Below are 17348 nucleotides of genomic sequence, written 5' to 3' on the forward strand. Positions count from 1 at the left end.
CGCGGGAGCAACGGCACGGACCACGACGGACATCGCGGTAGCTCGATGGATTTGTCTACGGGAGCAGTCGCGTGTGGAGGGCGGCCGCTTCGACCGGGGTGAGCAGGGGGCGGGCGGAGAGCCAGGCCGCCGCCGCGGCGCCGTCGGAGGCGTGGGGGCGGGGGGCTTCGGGCCAGCGGGCGGTCAGCTCGCGCTCGACCGCCGGGGCCAGCGGTGTGTCGCCGGTCAGGAGGCCGCCGGCCAGCACGATCGGGCTCGTGTCGCCGGGCTCGCGGATGCGGGCGACGCTCTCGGTCAGCAGGCGGGCGGCCTCGGCCAGCAGCGCGGTCGCGGTGGGGTCGCCCTCCGCGTGGGCGGCGATGACCAGCGGGGCCAGCTTGGCCAGCTCCACCGGCGGGCGCCGGGTCACCCGCTGTACCAGCAGGTCGACCCGGTCCCGCGCGGAGAGCGTGCCCAGGTCCGCGCGGGCGGCGGTGGGTGTGTCCTCGGGCGGGCCGAGGAGCCGCGCCACCACGGCGCGGGAGAGGCGGCCCGGCGGGCGGCCGGCGTCCATGGCGGTCAGGGTCGCGCGGACGGCCTCGCGGCCCAGCCAGAAGCCGGAGCCGGCGTCGCCCAGCAGCCAGCCGTGACCGTCCGAGACACGGTCGAGGGCGAAGCCGCGGATGGTGCAGGCGATGGCGCCGGTGCCGGAGATGAGCACCGTGCCGTCCGGGCTCGCCGTGCCGGACGCGTACGCCACCAGCGCGTCGCCGATGATCTCGAAGGGGCACTGGAGGCCGGCGTCGACCCAGGCGCGGTCGAACGCGGCGCGGCTCGCCGGGTCGGCCAGCAGGCGGGCCACGCCGGCGAGGCCGATCGTGCCGGCGCGTACCCGCGCGGGGTCGACGGCGGCGAGTGCTTCGGCGAGCGCTTTCGCCAGCTCGGCCGCGGCCGCCTCGGCGCCGTGCGAGGTGGGGTTGCCGCCGCCCGCGGCGCCGGTGCCGACCCGGTCGCCGGCGAGGGAGGCGACCAGGGCACGGGTGGATGTGCCGCCGATGTCCAGCCCGATCACGAGTGCGTCCGACACCCGCTCATCGTGGTGCCGGAGCCGCGCTGATAGCGCTCCCAGACGGTAACAGTTTGAAAACTTCGCCCAACACCTTGACAAGGTAGCCCTGTTAGTAAGAACTTTTACCACTATCAGTTAACACTCCTTTCGAATGAAGATCCATAAGGAGGGCGGCGCAGGATGGACACCCCGGTGGCTGTGGACGGCGTGCTGCTGGCCGTTCGCGGCAAGCTGCCGGAGTTCACCGGCGCGCTCAAGCGGGTCGCCGAGCAGGTGCTGACCGACCCGGCCGGGGCGTCGCGGGCCACGATCGTCGAGCTGGCCGAGCGGAGTGGCACCTCGCCGGCGACGGTCACCCGGTTCTGCCGGGCGCTCGGCTTCGAGGGTTACGCCGAGCTGCGTCTCGGCATCGCCGCGGAGACCGGGCGGGCCCGCGCGGCCGGCTGGACCGTCGACATCGGCCGGGAGATCGAGCCGGGCGACCCCCTGGAGAAGGTGCTTCAGCAGATCATGGCGGCCGACACGCGGGCCATGCACGACACCGCCGGGCTGCTCGACCTGGGCGAGGTGGAGCGCGCCGCCGACGCGATCGCGGGGGCCAGCCGGGTCAACATCTTCGGGGCCAGCGGCAGCGCCCTGGTCGGCGAGGAGATGCAGTTCAGCCTGCACCGCATCGGTGTGGCCGCGTGGGCCTGGACCGACGTGCACAACGGCCTCGCCAGCGCCGCCCTGCTGCGCCCCGGCGACGTGGCGCTCGGCGTCTCCCACAGTGGACAGACGCGGGAGACCATCGAGATGCTCGCCGAGGCGGGCAGCCACGGCGCCACCACGGTCGCGCTGACCAGCTTCCCGCGTTCGCCGCTGGCCGAGCTCTCCGACATCGTGCTGCTCACGGCCACCCAGGCGACGACGTTCCGGCCCGACGCCCTCTCCGCCCGGCATCCCCAGCTGGTCGTGCTCGACCTGCTGTACATCGCCGTCGCGCAGCGCACACACGATCGTGCCCACGCCGCGTTCCAGCGGACGGCCCAGGCCGTCGACGGCCACAAGGCGGGCAAGGAGGCGGCCAGATGAGCGCCAGCCGCCTGGGGCGCCCAGCGAGCTTTGCGAGCGCATTCAGCACAGTCCCACCCAACACCCAACGAGGAGACGCATCATGTCCGTAACCCCCGACGGAACGTCGGATCTGACCCGCCGCAGACTGCTGGGCCGGGCTGCGGCCGCCGGTCTGCTCGCGACCCCGGCCGCCGGTCTGCTCAGCGGATGCCTGGGCAGCGGCGATGACGAGCCGGACAACCAGGCTGAGGGCGAGAAGAGCGCCACCAACCCGCTCGGCGTCGACGCCAAGGCTCCGCTGGAGCTCTACATCTTCAACGGCGGCCTGGGCACCAAGTACGCCACCGACGTGCACGTGCCGTCGTACAAGAAGTCGTTCCCCGAGGCCGACGTGAAGTTCAACCAGGCCGAGGAGATGGCGACCGTGCTCCAGCCGCGGTTCACCAGCGAGGACCCGCCGGACATGGTCAACAACGCCGGTTCCAAGCTGATGGACCAGGGCGCGCTGGTGCAGGCGGGCCAGGTGCAGGATCTGACCGACCTGTTCAACGCGCCGTCGCTGGACATCGCCGGCAAGACGGTCAAGGACACGCTGGTGCCGGGCACGATCGAGCAGGGCTCGTTCAACGGCAAGCCCTACGTGCTCAACTACGCCTTCACCGTCTTCGGCCTCTGGTACTCCGACAAGCTCTTCCAGGCCAACGGCTGGACCGCGCCGAAGACCTGGGACGAGTTCACCGCGCTGCTGGACAAGGCCAAGGCCGCCGGCAAGACGGGGTACGCGTACGCGGGCGCGAACGCCGCCTACTACCAGTACCTGGTGATCCTCACGACCGCCGCCAAGATCGGTGGCGCGGACGTCCTCAAGAACATCGACAACCTCGAGGACGGCGCCTGGACTGCCGAGCCGGTCAAGCAGGCCGCACAGATGTGGGGCGAGATCGGCAGCAAGTACATGCTCAAGGCGCACCTCGGCCTGCGCCACACCGAGGTCCAGCTCCAGCAGAACCAGGATCAGGTGGTCTTCTACCCCTCCGGCTCCTGGCTGGAGAACGAGCAGGCCAAGGACACCCCGGCCGGCTTCAACTACGCGGTGATCCCGGTGCCGAGCGCCAGCTCGTCGGACAAGCTGCCGCAGACCGCGATCTACGCGGCGGCCGGCGAGATGTACTTCGTCGCGTCCAAGGGCAAGAACCCGCGCGGCGGCATGGAGTACCTGCGCCACATGCTCTCCAAGGAGGGCGCGAAGGGCTTCACGCAGCTGACCAAGGTGCTGACGGTCGTGCAGGGCGCCACCGAGGGCCTCACCATCTCGCCCGGCCTCACCAGCAGCGAGGCGATGCTCAAGGCGGCGGGCAGCGACTACTTCGCCTACCGCTGGGACACCTGGTACAAGAAGATGGACGACGAGTGCCGGGCGGCCACCAACGAGCTGATGTTCAACGGCGGTGACGCCAACAAGTTCGTGACCCGCATGCAGAAGGTCGCGGACGCGGTGAAGAAGGACCCCTCCATCGAGAAGTTCACGCGGTAGTCGTCATGCGGCATGGCAGGTACCCGTTCATCGTCGGCTTTCTGATCGCGCCGGTCACGATCTACGTGACCTTCGTGATCGCGCCGTATCTCCAGGCCTTCTACCTGGCGATGACCAACTGGCGCGGTGTCTCGGCTAACCCGAAGTTCATCGGGCTGGACAACTTCAGGCGGCTGCTCGAAGACGACACCTTCTGGAAGGCCGTACGGCATCACGGCGTGTTGCTGCTTGTCCTGCCGCTGGCGTCCATCGCGATCGCCCTCGTCTTCGCGTTCCTGCTGAACGTGGGTGGAGGGTCGAAGGCTGGCGTGATGACGGGGGTCTGGGGGTCGAAGTTCTACCGGATCGTGTTCTTCTTCCCCCAGGTCCTCGCCGTCGTCATCGTCGCCGTGATCTTCCAGCGGGTGTACGCCCCGGACGAGAGCGGCCTGCTCAACGGCTTCCTCGGGCTCGTCGGGGTAGACCCGGTGCCGTTCATGGCGGACAAGAACATCGCGCTCTTCGCGATCATCGCGGTGCTCGTGTGGCAGGCGGTCGGCTTCTACGTGGTCCTCTTCTCCGCCGGCATGGCGTCGGTGCCGAAGGACATCTACGAGGCGGCGGTGCTCGACGGCGCCGGGCGGGGCAGCATGTTCTTCAAGGTCACGCTGCCCCTGCTGTGGGACACACTCCAGGTCGCCTGGGTGTACCTGGGCATCGCGGCGTTCGACGCGTTCGCGATCGTGCAGGTGCTCTCGATCGACCGGGGCGGTCCGGATGGCGCCACGACAGTGCTCGGCATGGAGATCTACCGCAACGCCTTCGACTACTCGCAGTTCGGCTACGCCTCGGCGATGGGCGTGGCGCTGTTCTTCCTGACCATCACGTTCGCCGCGTTGACCCTGCGGGTCAGCCGGCGCGAGACGATCGAGCTCTAGGGGGTATCGACAGTGGCACGCATCGACACCCCGGCGCCCGCGCGGCGGGACCCCGCCCCGCCGCGGCGGCACGCCAGCCCGGCGGGGGAGCGCCGCCGCGAGGTCGGCCTGCTCAACAGCCTCGCGCACGTCGGGCTCGCGGTCTGGGCGATCATCATCCTCGCCCCGCTGCTCTGGATGTTCCTCGCCTCGTTCAAGACCAACACCGAGATGTACCTGGGCAACCCGTTCAGCCTGCCGAAGGAGATCGACTTCGACAGCTACGTGCGGGCGTGGAACAAGGCGCACGTCGGCCGCTACTTCCTCAACAGCGTCTTCGTGGTCACGCTGAGCACGGCGGGCACGATGCTCTTCGGCTCGATGGCGGCGTACGTGCTGGCCCGGTACAAGTTCATCGGCAACCGGGTCATCTACTACCTGTTCGTCTCCGGCCTGGCTTTCCCGGTGTTCCTCGCGCTGGTCCCGCTCTTCCTCATCGTCAACAACATGGGCCTGCGCAACACGTTCACCGGCCTGATCCTGGTCTACATCGCGTACTCGCTGCCGTTCACCGTGTTCTTCCTGGCCGCGTTCTTCAAGACGCTGCCCAACTCGGTGGCCGAGGCGGCGGTGATGGACGGCGCGTCGCACACGCGCCTGTTCTTCCAGGTGATGATGCCGATGGCGCGGCCGGCGCTGGTGAGCATCACGATCTTCAACATCATCGGCCAGTGGAACCAGTACCTGCTGCCGGTGGCGCTCATGCAGGGCGAGGGCGCGCAACAGAAGTGGGTGCTCACCCAGGGCATCGCGAACATCTCGGTGCAGGCCGGCTACGAGGCCGACTGGGCGGCCCTTTTCGCGGCCGTCACCCTCTCCATCCTCCCCATGATCGTCATGTACTCCATCTTCCAGCGCCAGATCCAGTCCGGCCTCACCGCCGGCGCGGTCAAGTAGCGGCAACGGCTGTCGCGGGCGTCTCCGGACGCCCGCGGCCGCCGCACCGGCGCGAGACCCGGTGGTGCGATGCGCAGCTCGACAGCTCTCCCGACCGACCGGAGCGGTGCCCGCGGAGCATACGGTCTACAACTGACACGAACGCGGGAAAAGGTCTCTAGAGACCTCTCGGAGTCGGAGTGGCTTCGACCCCTTATTTAGACAGAGATTTGAGCTACCGCGATGTGCGTCGTGGTCCAGGCCGCTGCTCCCGCGGCCTCACCCGTCCGCCGCTGGTCGCGCCGGTGGTCGACGTTTGTCCACAATGTCTGTTCCCGGATCGGCGATCCGGGAAAGTAGCGGGGTTTCGTCGCCGCGGGTAACCGCTGCGGTGGTGTGAGCGGCGCGAGATTCGAGATCTAGGAGAGTTAGGGCGCTATTTCAACCCTCAGTCTCCTAGATCTCGAAGTCTCGCCCCTTTGGCTGGTGACGGTGCGTCAGGATGGCGGAGGTAGGTCCGTGAAGGCCGCCTTTGGGGCTTGTCTCGCGGACCTGGCAGTGGACGGCCGGGGATCTCGGCGAGCGCTGCGAGCCGCCGGCCGGGAGCGGTCCCCGCGGGAGCATACGGTCCGCAGCTGACGCGGACGTGGGCAAAATATGTCTTCAACCCAGGACAGGCACCCTGACTCCGGATGTCTCTAGTACATCTGTCGGACCGGTCGTGCAGAATGCGCAGGTGGAGGTTGACGGGCGGCGGGTGTGGGGGTCGACGGCGGCCGCCTATCCGCCGCTGCTGCGTGCCGGGGTGCGGGTCGAGCGCTGCCACGACGTCGAGCTGACCGAGGCGCTGCTGCTCGGCTACGACGGGCGGTGGGGTGAGCCGCGTTCGCTCGCGGCGGCCGATGCCCGGCTCACCGGCGCGCCGGTGCCGCCCGATCCGCCGCCGCGCGCGGCCGCGCCGCCCGGCGATGCCCAGGCCTCGCTCTTCGACGACGCGCCGCCGCCCGCGGACGATCCGGCCGTCCTCGCCCGGGTCTACGCCGACCAGGCGGCCCGGGTCGCCCGCACCGAGCATCCCGGCCGCTTTCGACTGCTGGTGGCGGCCGAGTCGGCCGGGGCGCTGATCGCCGCCGAGATGGGGGCCGCCGGGTTGCCGTGGCGGGCCGACATCCACGACCAGCTGCTGCTGGAGCTGCTGGGTGAGCCGTCGCCGGTGGGCGGCCCGCCCCGCCGCCTGGCCGAGCTCTCCGCGAAGATCGCGGCCGCCTTCGGCGTGCGGCAGCTGCATCCCGAGTCGCCGCAGGAGCTGCTGCGCGCGTTCGCGCGGGCCGGCGTCCAGCTGCCCAATACGCGCGCCTGGTCGCTGCGCGGCGTCGATCATCCGGCGGTGCCGCTGGTGCTGGAGCACAAGGAGCTCTACCGCATCTGGACCGCGCACGGCTGGGCCTGGCGCGACGCGTGGGTCCACGATGGACGGTTCCGCGCGGAGTATGTGCCGGCCGGCGTGGTCTCCGGCCGCTGGGCCACGCGGGGTGGGGGAGCGCTACAGATTCCCAAGGTCGTCCGCCGGGCGGTCGTCGCCGACCCCGGGTGGAAGCTCGTGGTGGCCGACGCCGGCCAGCTCGAGCCCCGCGTGCTCGCCGCGGTCTCCGGCGACGACCGGCTGGCCGCCGCGGCCGCCTCGGGCGACCTCTACGCCGCGCTGGCCGCCGACGCCTTCGGCGGCGACCGGGCTCGCGCGAAGGTGGCCCTGCTCGGCGCGATGTACGGCCAGACCGGCGGCGCCGCCGTCCCCGCCCTGGCCACGCTCAAGCGCAACTACCCGACCGCGTTCGAGTACGTGGAGGCGGCCGCCCGCACCGGCGAGGGCGGCGGGCTGGTCCGCTCGTGGCTGGGGCGCACCTGCCCGCCCCGTTCGGTGCCGGTCGGCGGGGAGGAGTATGGGCCCGTCGACGGGTCCCGCGCGCGTGCCCGCGGTCGCTTCACCCGCAACTTCGTCATCCAGGCCACGGCCGCCGAGTGGGCGCTCACGCTGCTCGCCACGCTCCGCGGCGACCTCGCCGGCACCGGCGCCGACCTCGTCTTCTTCCAGCACGACGAAGTGCTCGTGCACGCGCCACAGGAGCGGGCCGCCGAGGTCAGCGAGGCCGTGCGCGCCGCCGCCACCCGCGCGGGCCAGCTGCTTTTCGGAGGCACGGCGGTCCGCTTCCCCCTCGACGTGTCCGTCGTTGATTGTTACGCCGACGCCAAATGAGCCGCTCGGGTCTTTCCCACAGGAGGTTGAGCGCTCACACTTGACGCGGCACACCTGGGGGGGTGTTCGCGATGACGACCGCGGGGATGGTCATCGCCGCCGGCGGGGGGCGCCGGATCGGCGGGCCAGAGGCACTACTGCAACACGACGGCACACCGCTCGTCGACCGGGCGATCGAGACAGTGCGCGACGCCGGCTGCGAGCCGGTCGTCGTCATCCTCGGCGCGGCCGCCGACGAGGTACAGGCCGCGGCCGAGCTCAAGGGCGCGAGCGTGGTGATCGACAAGACGTGGGGCCGCGGCATCGGCAGCTCACTGCGCGCCGGGCTCAAGGCCCTGACCGACACCGAGGCCGACGCGGTCGTGGTGGTCCCGGTCGACATGCCGGGCGTGACAGCACACGCGGTGCGCCGCGTGGCCGCACTCCCGTACTCCGACGTGCTGGTCTGCGCCACCTACGAGGGCCGCCGCAGCTTCCCGATGCTCTTCGGCCGCAAGCACTGGCCCGGCATCTCGACGGTCGCGCACGCCGACGCCGGTGCCCGGCCCTACCTGCTGGCCCACAAGCACGAGGTGCTCGACGTGGCCTGCGACCGCATCGCCGACGGCGCGCGGCTGGAAAGCCCGGAGGCGGTGGCCGCTTTCAAGCTGACGATCCCCGCGCAGCGAGTGCGCACCTGAGCATAGGCTGTCGATCATCCGGGTCCGCTGATCGTCATGGGGTCATGAAGTTCATCCTGCTGCTCTGGGAGCCCGACACCGACTGGCAGTCGGTGTCCAAGGAGCGCCTGGACGCCGCCCTGGCCGCACACGGCGCGTTCATCCGCTACCTGGACGGGCGCGGCATCCCGTGGACCGGCGGCGCGCTGGCCGCCCAGGACACGGCGACGACCCTGCGCCCGGGCGACGACGGGCCGGTGCTGACGGATGGGCCGTTCATCGAGCTCAAGGAGGGCATCGGCGGCTACTACGTCATCGACGTTGCCGACCACGCGGAGGCGGTCGAGGTCGCGAAGCACTGCCCGATCGGCTCGGCCACCGAGATCCGCCCGATCTGGGGCTGACCGCCCGCCGAGCGGCCCTGGAGAGGTCCCCGGGCCGCTCTAGAGACTTTTCGGAGTCGTTGTGGCTTTCGGCGCCCCCTATTTAGACAGATTTGAGCTACCGCGATGTCCGTCGTGGTCCGGACCGCTGCTCCCGCGGCCTCACCCGTCCGCCGTTGGTCGCGCCGGTGGTCGACGTTTGTCCACAATGTCTGTTCCCGGATCGGCGATCCGGGAGAGTAGCGGGGGTTTCGTCGCCGCGGGTAACCGCTGCGGTGGTGTGAGCGGCGCGAGATTCGAGATCTAGGAGAGTTAGGGCGCTATTTCAACCCTAAGTCTCCTAGATCTCGAAGTCTCGCCCCTTTGGCTGGTTACGCTGCGTCAGGATGGCGGGCCTCGAAGCATCACGACGGGCGGCGACCCCGACCCCGAAAGGTCTCTAGGCGGTCGGCTGTCAGAGGGTCACGGCCGCGTCCTCGGCGAGGGTGAACAGTCCGGCGTCGAAGGTGACCGTGGCCAGCTTGGTGCCCTTGGGCACGTCGAAGTAGACGAATGCGCGTACCTTGTTGCCCGGGTTGATCTCGTCCAGGAACCCGGCGCCGTCCTTGTTTCCGTAGATGTTGGCCTCGCCGTCGGCCGAGAACTCGCGACCGGTCGTGTCCTTCGCCGTGACGGTGCCGTCGGCGTGGAAGTAGTGCGCCTTCTTGGTCACGTTCTTGGCGCTGACGTCGACACGGCAGAAGGTCCCCTGGGCCTTCTTGTTGAGGAACTCGCTGCCGACCTGGGCGATTCCGCACTTCGCGCTGTGCACGACGAACTCGAAGTCGCCGCCGCGGACGGTCTGACCGACCCGGTACGTCTTCGGCTTTTCCTCGGCGGTCTCCGCTTTCTCCTCGGCCTGCGCGGCGGGCGCGTCTTTCGGCTCCTCGGCCTGCTGCCCGCTGGTGCTCGTGGTGGTCGTGCTGGGGTCGCCGGCGACCGCGGCGGCGACGGCGCCGCCGATGCAAAGGACGGCGAAGACGGCCACGACGATGCCGATGGTGAGGCCGACGTTGGACTTCTTCTTCGGCGGTGGCATGACCGGGCCGGCGTGGTACGGCGGCTGCGGCTGACCCGGGCTGACCGGCGGGCTGGGGTATGTCACGGTGCTCTCCAATGCGGGGTCCGCGGGAGAAGACGGCGGCCGGCTGGACCCTGCTGAGCGTGCCGACCGCCGCGTTTTGAAGGGGGATCGGCCGGTCACGGTAGTGATCCCGTCGCAGGGTGTGCTGTCAGATCAAGGTCATGGTTCGCCGAACGGGTCCGCGTAGTCGGCGGTTTCGATCTCCGCGGCGAGGCGGGCTGTCCGTTCGGACATTTCGGCAGTGCACCGCGCGCCGGCGGTCGTCAGGGGCGGTGGGTGAGGTAGGCGGCGCCGCGTGGGGAGATGCGGTAGCCGACCTCCAGGCTCTCCGTCAGGCCGAGTGCCTTCAGCTTGCGCACGTCCGCCTTGAACGACGGCACGTCTCGGCCCAGCGCGGCCGCGAGGTCGGCCGCGCGTACCCCGGGATGGTCCGCGATCGCCCGCAGTGCGGCGGCGGTCCACGGGCCGCGGGTGCTGGCGTGGTCGAGGCGGGCGAGTCGCAGGTCGATGGCGGCCACGCCGGCGTCGTCCAGGCGGTCGTCGGCGGCCAGTGCGGCGCGCGGGTCGGGGCCGGCCACCCGGCGGAAGCGGAGCAGGTAGAGATGGCCGTCGGCGGGGCCGTGGAGATGGGCGAGCAGCGCGGCCACGCTGTCGAAGCCGGCGGCGTGTGCGTCGGCGGGGGTGAGGTCCTCCGGGCGTACCGGGTCGGCGGCGGTCACCTCCACCAGGCCGGCGCCGGTCCGATATGTCCGGCCGGCCACGACCTGGGGACGCCGCCAGCGGCGCAGCGCCGCGGTGATGGTGCCCTCCGCGATGCCGTCGCGCAGCCGCCGCTCAAACAGCATGGCCGCACCTCCGGGCGAGGTGGTCCCGGCCGACCGCGCGCAACCGCCGCTCAAACAGCATGGCCGAACCGCCTGGCGAAGTTGCCCCAGCAGACCGCGCGCAGCCAGTCGTCGCCGAGGTCGAGGCGGATCAGGCCGGTGAGCTGGTCGGCGTACTCGTAGGGGATGTTGGGGAAGTCGCTGCCGAGCAGCACCTTGCCGCCCAGCCCCAGCTCGCGCAGGCGCGGGCGCAGCGAAGGGGGAAACGGCACGAACTGGTCGAAGAACGGCGTGAACGCCATCGTGGTGTCGAGCGCCACCCGCTCGTACGACTCGGCCAGCGCCAGAAACTCCTCGTAGTCCGGCGCGCCCATGTGCGCCACGATCGCGGGGAGGCGCGGGTGGCGGGCGAGCAGGGCGGCGAAGGGCGATGGGCCGGTGTACTCGGCGGCCATCGGCGCGTGCCCGGCGTGCACGACGACCGGCACCCCCGCCTCGGCGAGCAGGCCCCACACCGGCGTCAGCGCGTCGTCGAGCGGGTCGAAGCCACCCACCTGGAGGTGCACCTTGAAGACGCGCGCGCCCGCGTCGAGCGCGGCGGTCACGTACTCCGTCACGCCATCCTCGGGATAGAACGTCGCCGACGGGAGGCAGCCGGGCGTGGCGCGGGCGAACGCCAGCGTCCAGTCGTTGAGGTCGGCGGCCATGCCGGGGCGGTGCGCGTAGGCCAGCGCGGTGAACGCCCGTACGCCGAGCTTCTCCAGGTGGGCGACCCGCTCCGCGTCGGACCACCGGTAGCGGATCGGCCACTCCACGCCCACCAGCGGGCCGGCCTCGTCGAAGTGCGCCCACACACGGCGGAGCATGCGCGGCGGCAGGAAGTGCACGTGCACGTCGGCCAGGCCGGGCAGGCCGAGACCACCCCAGAACCCCGGGACCGCGTTGTCACCCGAGACTGTCACACCTCGATATTGAACCGGCGGAGCACCGAAGGCGCCAGCAGCCCCCACGCGGACAGCAGCGAGACCACCATGAACGCGCCGCGGAACAGATAGACCTCCACCGCTCCGCCCGCGCGTACCGCGAGGCCGCCGGGCAGGCCGAACATCCGCCACATGCGCCGCCCGGTGGGGATGGGCCACAGGATGGGTACGCCGGCGCGGGTGATCAGGTCACCCAACAGGTGGACGAGGCAGCCCACGCCGACCGCGAGGCCCAGCATCGGGTATCCCCGGTCGCCGGGCAGGCGCAGCGCGGTGCCCCACGCGGCCGCGGCGGAGATGAGCGTGATGAGCAGCCAGCCGGCGCGCTTGGCCCACTCGTCGAAGAGGCCGCGGAGGGCGAGGCCGATCATGAGGAAGAGGATGGCGACGACCGCCCACTTGCCGTACGCGGTGCACAGCGCCGTCGTGCCCCAGCCCACCACCACCGTGAACGGAAGCGTGTGGGTGAGCGTGCGGTGGCCGTTTTCCCGCTCGGGGTCGTCGCTCAGCTTGGTGACGTGGTAGACGGCGAGCGACAGCTTTTCGATCACCTCGGCCAGGAAGAGCGACGCCACGCCGAACGTGCGCGCGACCGTCGCACCGCCCTTGTTGCGGGTGACTTTGCCGGAGAGGTCGAGGTCGGGAAAGAGCGCGCCGCCGGCACAGACCGCGGTGCCGACGGCGATGGCGAGGGGCGACTGCTCGTATCCGGCGAAGCGGTCAAGCGCCCACGAACCACCCAGCCACACAGCCGCGCCGGACAACGCGTGAGACGGCCCCATCATGCGCGGGACTGTCGCAGAGCGACAGTCCACATTCAACGACCGCCACGGTGGTACTCGCCACCGTGGCGGTCGGGTGGTGCGGTCACCACTCGTCGCGGTAGCCCCGGCCACACGGGCCGCGCCCGCGGTACTCCGCCTCGACGCGCCAGTCGCGGCCGCGCGGGCCGCGCCACTCGCCGGGGTGGCGGTAGCCGCCGTGGCGGTGCCAGGCCGCGTGCCGGGCCAGCCCGAAGAAGATGAACACCATGGGGATGATCGGCCAGAAGAACGCCACCCCGGAGAGCACCCACAAACCCACCAGGATCGCGCTGAACACCATCGCCCCGCCGACGTGCCGCCGCAGCATGCCGCGCGCGAACGCCCTCGCCTCCGGTGTGTCGGCCAGCGCCCGCCGGCCGCCGTCGGGCAGGTCGGTGGTGAGCCCGCGCAGCTCGTCCCGGTACGTCGCCGCGTACGCCCTGGCCAGCCGCTCCTCGCCTTCGGACAGGTCCAGCCGCCCCTCGGTCATCGCGGCCCGGAGAATCGTCGCCATCTGTTCCCGTTCGGCGTCCGAGGCTCGCACACGCCCGGCGCCGGTATCCGCTGCTGTCATGTCATCGAGGGTCGCCGAACGGCGAGCCGGGCGCGTCGGGCCGGCGGAGGCATCGTCCGGCCGCCGGTGGGAGCAGGGGTGGCGGGCGGGTACCACCGGGGGAGTAGTGGAGGGGGAGGTGTGCCGGGCCCGGGTACTCCCGGCGGGGTAGGCGCGATAGCCGCCGCGGGGCGATGCCGAGGCCGGGCCGCGTGCCCTACGGTCAGACCGTGAGCAGAGACCACCGCCGCCGTCCGCCGTGGGAGCGGCGTGACGCGCGGTGGGAGGCCCGCCGCGCGCGGTGGGAGGCCCGCCAGTGGGATCCCAGCCGCAAGCGCCACGGCGGCGGCATGGTGATCGTCACCGGCGTGGCCCAGGTGCTCGCGGCCCGCACCGCGCGCACCGACCCCGACGCGATCGGATACGCGATCCTGCTCGCCGGCCCGATCGCGCTCGGCCTGCGATACAAGTTTCCGGTGCCGGTGCTGGCCGTCACGATCGCGAGCGCCGTGGGCTTCGCGGCCTGGGCGGAGGAGCCGCGCGGGCCGTTCTACCTGGCGGCGATCTTCGCCCTCTTCGCGGCGATCGACGCGGGCAAGCGCATGGTCTCGTGGGCCATCGTCGCCACCGGCTACGCCGCCTATGCGGTCGTCGCCCGTCCGGATTGGGGTCGGGCGGTGGCCATCGCGGGCGCTGTCGCCGTCTCGCTGCTGCTGGCCGAGGCCAATCGGGTGCGCCGGCAGCAGTTCGCCGAGGTCGCCAAATACCGCGCCGAGCAGGCCCGGGCCCGCGTCGAGCAGGAAAAGCGGCAGGCCAGCGAGGAGCGGCTGCGGATCGCCCGCGAGCTGCACGACGTGCTGGGCCATCACCTGTCCTTGATCAACGTACAGGCCGGGGTGGGGCTGCACCTGATGGACACGCGCCCCGAGCAGGCCCGCGAGGCGCTCACCGCGATCAAGTCCGCGAGTGCCGAGGCGCTGCGCGAGGTGCGCTCGGTGCTCGGTGTGCTGCGCCCGGAGGAGGAGGCCGCCCCCCGCGCGCCGGCGCCCAGCCTGGCCCGGCTCGACGACCTCACCGCCGACGCCGGGCTGCCGGTGCGCACGGTGGTCGAGGGAGAGCCGCGCCCGCTGCCGGCCGAGGTCGACCGCGCGGCCTACCGGATCGTGCAGGAGGCGCTCACCAACGTGCGCCGCCACGCCGGCTCGGCGGCCGCCGCCATGGTGACCATCGGCTACGGCGACGGCGAGGTGACCGTGCGGGTGGCCGACGACGGCGTGGGCGGCCCGGTGGCTCCCGAGGCGGGCAATGGCATCGCCGGCATGCGGGCCCGGGCCGCGGCGCTGGGCGGCACGCTGGTGGCCGGCCCGGCCGACGGCGGCGGCTTCGCGGTCGCGGCCGCCCTCCCGCTGGCCACGCCCGCCCCGGCCCGCGACAACGGATCACGCGCCGAGCGGCGCGCGGACGAGGGGGACGCATGATCAGGGTGCTGCTGGCCGACGACCAGGGGCTGGTGCGGGCCGGGTTCCGGGCGCTGCTCGACGCCGAGCCCGACATCGAGGTGGTCGCCGAGGCCGCCGATGGCGTCGAGGCGGTGCGCCTCACCGGGCAGACCCGGCCCGACGTCGTGCTGATGGACATCCGGATGCCCGGCGTCGACGGCCTGGAGGCCACCCGCCGGATCGCCGCCGACCCGGCGCTGGCGGCGACCCGGATCGTCATCCTGACCACGTTCGAGCTGGATGAGTACCTCTTCGAGGCGCTGCGCGTCGGCGCCTCCGGTTTCCTGGTCAAGGACACCGAGCCCGTCGAGCTGTTGCGTGGCGTGCGCGCGGTCGCGGCCGGCGACGCGCTGCTCTCGCCGGGTGTGACGCGGCGGCTGATCGCCGAGTTCGCGGGCCGTGGCGGCGGCGCCCAGCCGGCCGCGCCCGAGCCGTCGCTGGAGCAGCTGACCGACCGGGAGCGCGAGGTGATGGCGCTGGTCGGCGCCGGACTGTCCAATGAGGAGATCGCCGCCCGCCTCGTGGTCAGCCCGGCCACCGCCAAGACCCACGTGAGCCGCGCGATGGTCAAGCTCGGCGCCCGCGACCGCGCCCAGCTCGTCGTGTACGCGTACGAGGCCGGCCTGGTCCGCCCCGGCTGGCTGAGCTGATCTGGAGGCCTTGCGGCGTCAGGGCTTTCAAACCGGGTTCCCGGGTCCGCGTCAGCTGCGGACCGCCGCTCCCGCCGGAGACCGCTGCGGTCGGCGGCTCGCGGGGCGAGCCGAGATCCCCGACCTCCGCTGCCAGGTCCGCGAAGGCCGTCTAGCCTTTGGCGGGGGCGAAGCTTGCGTTGATCATGTTGAGGTAGGCGAGGTTGCCGGCCCAGTCGAGGGCGCGGGTGATCCACAGGATCGTGTAGGCCCGCTTGGCCGACGTGCGGAAAAGCTCCTGCCGGGCGTGCAGCCGCTCGCCCTTGGCGCTCAGCCAGGTGCAGTCCCAGTCGGCGCCGCCCTTGAAGTAGCGGTTGGGCAGGATCGCGACCTTGCGGTAGTCGTTGAGCGCGCCGCCGGCCACGACCTTGCGCTCCTCCGACTCCCAGTGCTTGACCGGGTCGCCTTTGAGGCCGGGCGCGGTGTCGACGGCGAGCAGGCGGGGGCTGCCCGGCTCGCGGAAGCAGACCACGTCGCCGTCGCGGTAGTAGGTCCACGACGAGGGCACCGCTACCCGGAAGCCGCTCGGGTCGGCGTGCCACGCGAAGCCGTCCGCGAGCGCGAACCGCGGTGTGGCGGGCGGCTCAGGGCGTTTCAGGCCGGCGTCGGTGGGCGGCGAGCCGCACGGCATGCCCGTGCCCGCACCGGCCCCGCTCGCCGGCGCCGACGGGCTGGACGAAGGCACCGAGGCGCCGACGAGCTGGCCCGTCCTCCGGTCGTCGCGGCTGAGCGCGACCACGGCGGTGGCGGCGCTGATCGCGGCGACGAGGGCGGCGGTGGCCGCGATCGCGAGCCGGCGGCGCCGGCGGCCGGAACCCTCGGCGGGAAACTCGGGCCGCGGGTCGTCCGGCGACCGCCGTGGCCGTGGCAGCAGCCGGGTACGCGGCGGCACGGCGGGCGGTGGCAGCGCGGCCCGGCGCAGCAGCCGCTCGGCCTCGGCGCCGTTGAGCCGGTGCTTGGGGTCCTTGCGGAGCAGCCCGCCCAGCACCGGGCGGAGCGCGCCGGCGTGGGTGGCCGGGTCGGGCGGTGCGGTGGCGAGGGCGGTGAGCGTGGCCATGGTGGTCGACCGGGCGTACGGCGAGCGCCCCTCCACGGCCGCGAATAGCGTGGCGCCCAGCGACCACAGGTCGGTCTCGACGGTGGAGATGCCGTCTTTGGCCCGCTCCGGCGCCACGTACTGCGGGGAGCCCATGATGAGCCCGGCCCGGGTCAGCGCGCCGTCGCCGCCGTCGAACGTGGCCAGCCCGAAGTCGGTCAGCACGACCCGACCGTCTTCGGCGATCAGCACGTTGTGCGGCTTGACGTCGCGGTGCAGGACGCCGGCGACGTGGGCGGCGCGCAGCGCGTACAGCACGGCGAGGCCGATCTGCGCGACCCGCTCCGGCGGCAGCGGTCCGTCTTGCTGGACGACCTCCTGGAGCGAGCGGGACGGCACGTACTCCATCACGATCCACGGGCGGCCCTCGGTGTAGACCACGTCGTAGATCTGCACGGCGTTGGGGTGGTTGAGCTGGGCGGCGGCGCGCGCCTCGCGGATGGTGGTCTCGCGGAGCATCTCGCGCTCCTCGGCCGTCATCCAGTCGGGTGGCACGACCTCTTTGATCGCCACCTCACGCCGCAGCATCTCGTCGCGGGCCAGCCAGACCCTGCCCATGCCACCGCTGCCGACCGGCTTGACAAGGCTGTACCGCTCGGCGATGAGTACTCGCCACACGGACGACAAGGCTCCCCCATCCCGGTCCCCTGAGCCACCACGATAAACAGACGCGGCGAGGGCCGCATTACGAGCAGATAACAAACCGGGGTTGCCCGGAAAACCTGGACCAATGATCCAGAACGGTCGGGACCAATGGTGGCCTACGGCCCGCCAAACGAGGGACCTTTCAAGGGATACACCGCCCCGTCCGTCCACATGGGACATCACTCTGGGTACTCGGGGAATTGGCACTCGAATGGGTGAATCCGTGCCGGCGCGCGCCTATTGAATTCGTACATAAACGCCAGTCGGCCCGTGGCGGGCATCAATCGTCCCGGTTAAATGGAGGCATAGGGCGGAAGGGTCCACATCGGACATCACGCTGCGTGCCCAACCGTTGTGATCCATGTCA

At 71.7% G+C, this 17348-nt stretch carries 16 protein-coding genes; 9 read left to right on the forward strand and 7 right to left on the reverse strand.

Annotated features, from left to right (window positions below; genetic code table 11):
* Nucleotides 1-55: 55 nt before the first annotated feature.
* The gene (locus ACTMTJ_RS33920) at nucleotides 56-1066 is read right to left on the reverse strand and encodes an N-acetylglucosamine kinase (RefSeq protein ID WP_441222743.1); all 1011 of its coding nucleotides are present in this window, start codon (nucleotides 1064-1066) and stop codon (nucleotides 56-58) included.
* 162 nt (nucleotides 1067-1228) lie between these two features.
* On the opposite strand from ACTMTJ_RS33920, the gene ACTMTJ_RS33925 reads away from it, so the two are divergent.
* The 7 genes from ACTMTJ_RS33925 (at nucleotide 1229) to ACTMTJ_RS33955 (ending at nucleotide 8787) form a co-directional block, all read left to right on the forward strand.
* Complete coding sequence (locus ACTMTJ_RS33925; RefSeq protein ID WP_441222744.1) at nucleotides 1229-2122, forward strand: MurR/RpiR family transcriptional regulator; 894 nt, start codon at nucleotides 1229-1231, stop codon at nucleotides 2120-2122.
* A gap of 82 nt (nucleotides 2123-2204) precedes the next feature.
* Complete coding sequence (ngcE, locus tag ACTMTJ_RS33930; protein WP_441222745.1) at nucleotides 2205-3638, forward strand: N-acetylglucosamine/diacetylchitobiose ABC transporter substrate-binding protein; 1434 nt, start codon at nucleotides 2205-2207, stop codon at nucleotides 3636-3638.
* A 5-nt stretch (nucleotides 3639-3643) separates the two neighbouring features.
* Nucleotides 3644-4555, forward strand: coding sequence for a carbohydrate ABC transporter permease (locus ACTMTJ_RS33935; protein ID WP_441222746.1), 912 nt, complete (start codon nucleotides 3644-3646; stop codon nucleotides 4553-4555).
* Between the two features lie 12 nt (nucleotides 4556-4567).
* Nucleotides 4568-5491: a carbohydrate ABC transporter permease gene (locus ACTMTJ_RS33940; RefSeq protein WP_441222748.1), complete on the forward strand. Its 924-nt coding sequence runs from the start codon at nucleotides 4568-4570 to the stop codon at nucleotides 5489-5491.
* Nucleotides 5492-6092: 601 nt separating this feature from the next.
* Nucleotides 6093-7724, forward strand: coding sequence for a bifunctional 3'-5' exonuclease/DNA polymerase (locus ACTMTJ_RS33945; RefSeq protein WP_441222824.1), 1632 nt, complete (start codon nucleotides 6093-6095; stop codon nucleotides 7722-7724).
* Nucleotides 7725-7810: 86 nt separating this feature from the next.
* Entirely contained in the window at nucleotides 7811-8404 is a 594-nt protein-coding gene (locus ACTMTJ_RS33950; protein WP_441222825.1) for a nucleotidyltransferase family protein, read from the forward strand.
* A 44-nt stretch (nucleotides 8405-8448) separates the two neighbouring features.
* Nucleotides 8449-8787, forward strand: a complete 339-nt coding sequence (locus ACTMTJ_RS33955) for a YciI family protein (protein ID WP_441222749.1) — start codon at nucleotides 8449-8451, stop codon at nucleotides 8785-8787.
* A gap of 433 nt (nucleotides 8788-9220) precedes the next feature.
* Here ACTMTJ_RS33955 and ACTMTJ_RS33960 read toward each other — a convergent pair whose 3' ends face one another.
* The 5 genes from ACTMTJ_RS33960 to ACTMTJ_RS33980 form a co-directional block, all read right to left on the reverse strand.
* On the reverse strand, nucleotides 9221-9910 hold the full coding sequence (locus tag ACTMTJ_RS33960; RefSeq protein WP_441222751.1) for a DUF4352 domain-containing protein: 690 nt from the start codon (nucleotides 9908-9910) through the stop codon (nucleotides 9221-9223).
* A gap of 242 nt (nucleotides 9911-10152) precedes the next feature.
* The gene (locus ACTMTJ_RS33965) at nucleotides 10153-10734 is read right to left on the reverse strand and encodes a hypothetical protein (protein WP_441222752.1); all 582 of its coding nucleotides are present in this window, start codon (nucleotides 10732-10734) and stop codon (nucleotides 10153-10155) included.
* 50 nt (nucleotides 10735-10784) lie between these two features.
* Entirely contained in the window at nucleotides 10785-11675 is an 891-nt protein-coding gene (locus ACTMTJ_RS33970; protein ID WP_441222753.1) for an amidohydrolase family protein, read from the reverse strand.
* Nucleotides 11672-12481 carry a metal-dependent hydrolase gene (locus ACTMTJ_RS33975; protein WP_441222754.1) on the reverse strand — a complete coding sequence of 270 codons (810 nt, stop codon included), beginning with the start codon at nucleotides 12479-12481 and terminating at the stop codon, nucleotides 11672-11674. Before ACTMTJ_RS33975 ends, ACTMTJ_RS33970 begins: the two co-directional genes overlap by 4 nt.
* Nucleotides 12482-12563: 82 nt before the next feature.
* Nucleotides 12564-13013, reverse strand: a complete 450-nt coding sequence (locus ACTMTJ_RS33980; protein WP_441222755.1) for a DUF1707 domain-containing protein — start codon at nucleotides 13011-13013, stop codon at nucleotides 12564-12566.
* Nucleotides 13014-13282: 269 nt separating this feature from the next.
* On the opposite strand from ACTMTJ_RS33980, the gene ACTMTJ_RS33985 reads away from it, so the two are divergent.
* Together ACTMTJ_RS33985 and ACTMTJ_RS33990 are read left to right on the forward strand one after the other, a co-directional pair.
* Entirely contained in the window at nucleotides 13283-14530 is a 1248-nt protein-coding gene (locus ACTMTJ_RS33985) for a sensor histidine kinase (RefSeq protein WP_441222756.1), read from the forward strand.
* Nucleotides 14527-15201: a response regulator gene (locus ACTMTJ_RS33990; protein WP_441222758.1), complete on the forward strand. Its 675-nt coding sequence runs from the start codon at nucleotides 14527-14529 to the stop codon at nucleotides 15199-15201. The genes ACTMTJ_RS33985 and ACTMTJ_RS33990 overlap by 4 nt, the downstream gene beginning before the upstream one ends.
* 151 nt (nucleotides 15202-15352) lie before the next feature.
* Here ACTMTJ_RS33990 and ACTMTJ_RS33995 read toward each other — a convergent pair whose 3' ends face one another.
* A complete protein-coding gene (locus ACTMTJ_RS33995) occupies nucleotides 15353-16954 on the reverse strand; it encodes a serine/threonine-protein kinase (protein ID WP_441222760.1) in 1602 nt (533 codons plus the stop codon).
* Nucleotides 16955-17348 lie beyond the last annotated feature (394 nt).

It is taken from the genome of Phytohabitans sp. LJ34 (assembly GCF_052068095.1).
Classification (GTDB): Bacteria; Actinomycetota; Actinomycetes; order Mycobacteriales; family Micromonosporaceae; genus Phytohabitans.

Bases quoted from the DNA above. Each gene is read 5' to 3' on its own strand.
- ACTMTJ_RS33925 (WP_441222744.1), top strand. From the start codon at position 1,229: ATGGACACCCCGGTGGCTGTGGACGGCGTGCTGCTGGCCGTTCGCGGC.
- ngcE (WP_441222745.1), top strand. From the start codon at position 2,205: ATGTCCGTAACCCCCGACGGAACGTCGGATCTGACCCGCCGCAGACTG.
- ACTMTJ_RS33935 (WP_441222746.1), top strand. From the start codon at position 3,644: ATGCGGCATGGCAGGTACCCGTTCATCGTCGGCTTTCTGATCGCGCCG.
- ACTMTJ_RS33950 (WP_441222825.1), top strand. From the start codon at position 7,811: ATGGTCATCGCCGCCGGCGGGGGGCGCCGGATCGGCGGGCCAGAGGCA.
- ACTMTJ_RS33955 (WP_441222749.1), top strand. From the start codon at position 8,449: ATGAAGTTCATCCTGCTGCTCTGGGAGCCCGACACCGACTGGCAGTCG.
- ACTMTJ_RS33965 (WP_441222752.1), bottom strand. From the start codon at position 10,734: ATGCTGTTTGAGCGGCGGCTGCGCGACGGCATCGCGGAGGGCACCATC.
- ACTMTJ_RS33975 (WP_441222754.1), bottom strand. From the start codon at position 12,481: ATGATGGGGCCGTCTCACGCGTTGTCCGGCGCGGCTGTGTGGCTGGGT.
- ACTMTJ_RS33980 (WP_441222755.1), bottom strand. From the start codon at position 13,013: ATGGCGACGATTCTCCGGGCCGCGATGACCGAGGGGCGGCTGGACCTG.
- ACTMTJ_RS33990 (WP_441222758.1), top strand. From the start codon at position 14,527: ATGATCAGGGTGCTGCTGGCCGACGACCAGGGGCTGGTGCGGGCCGGG.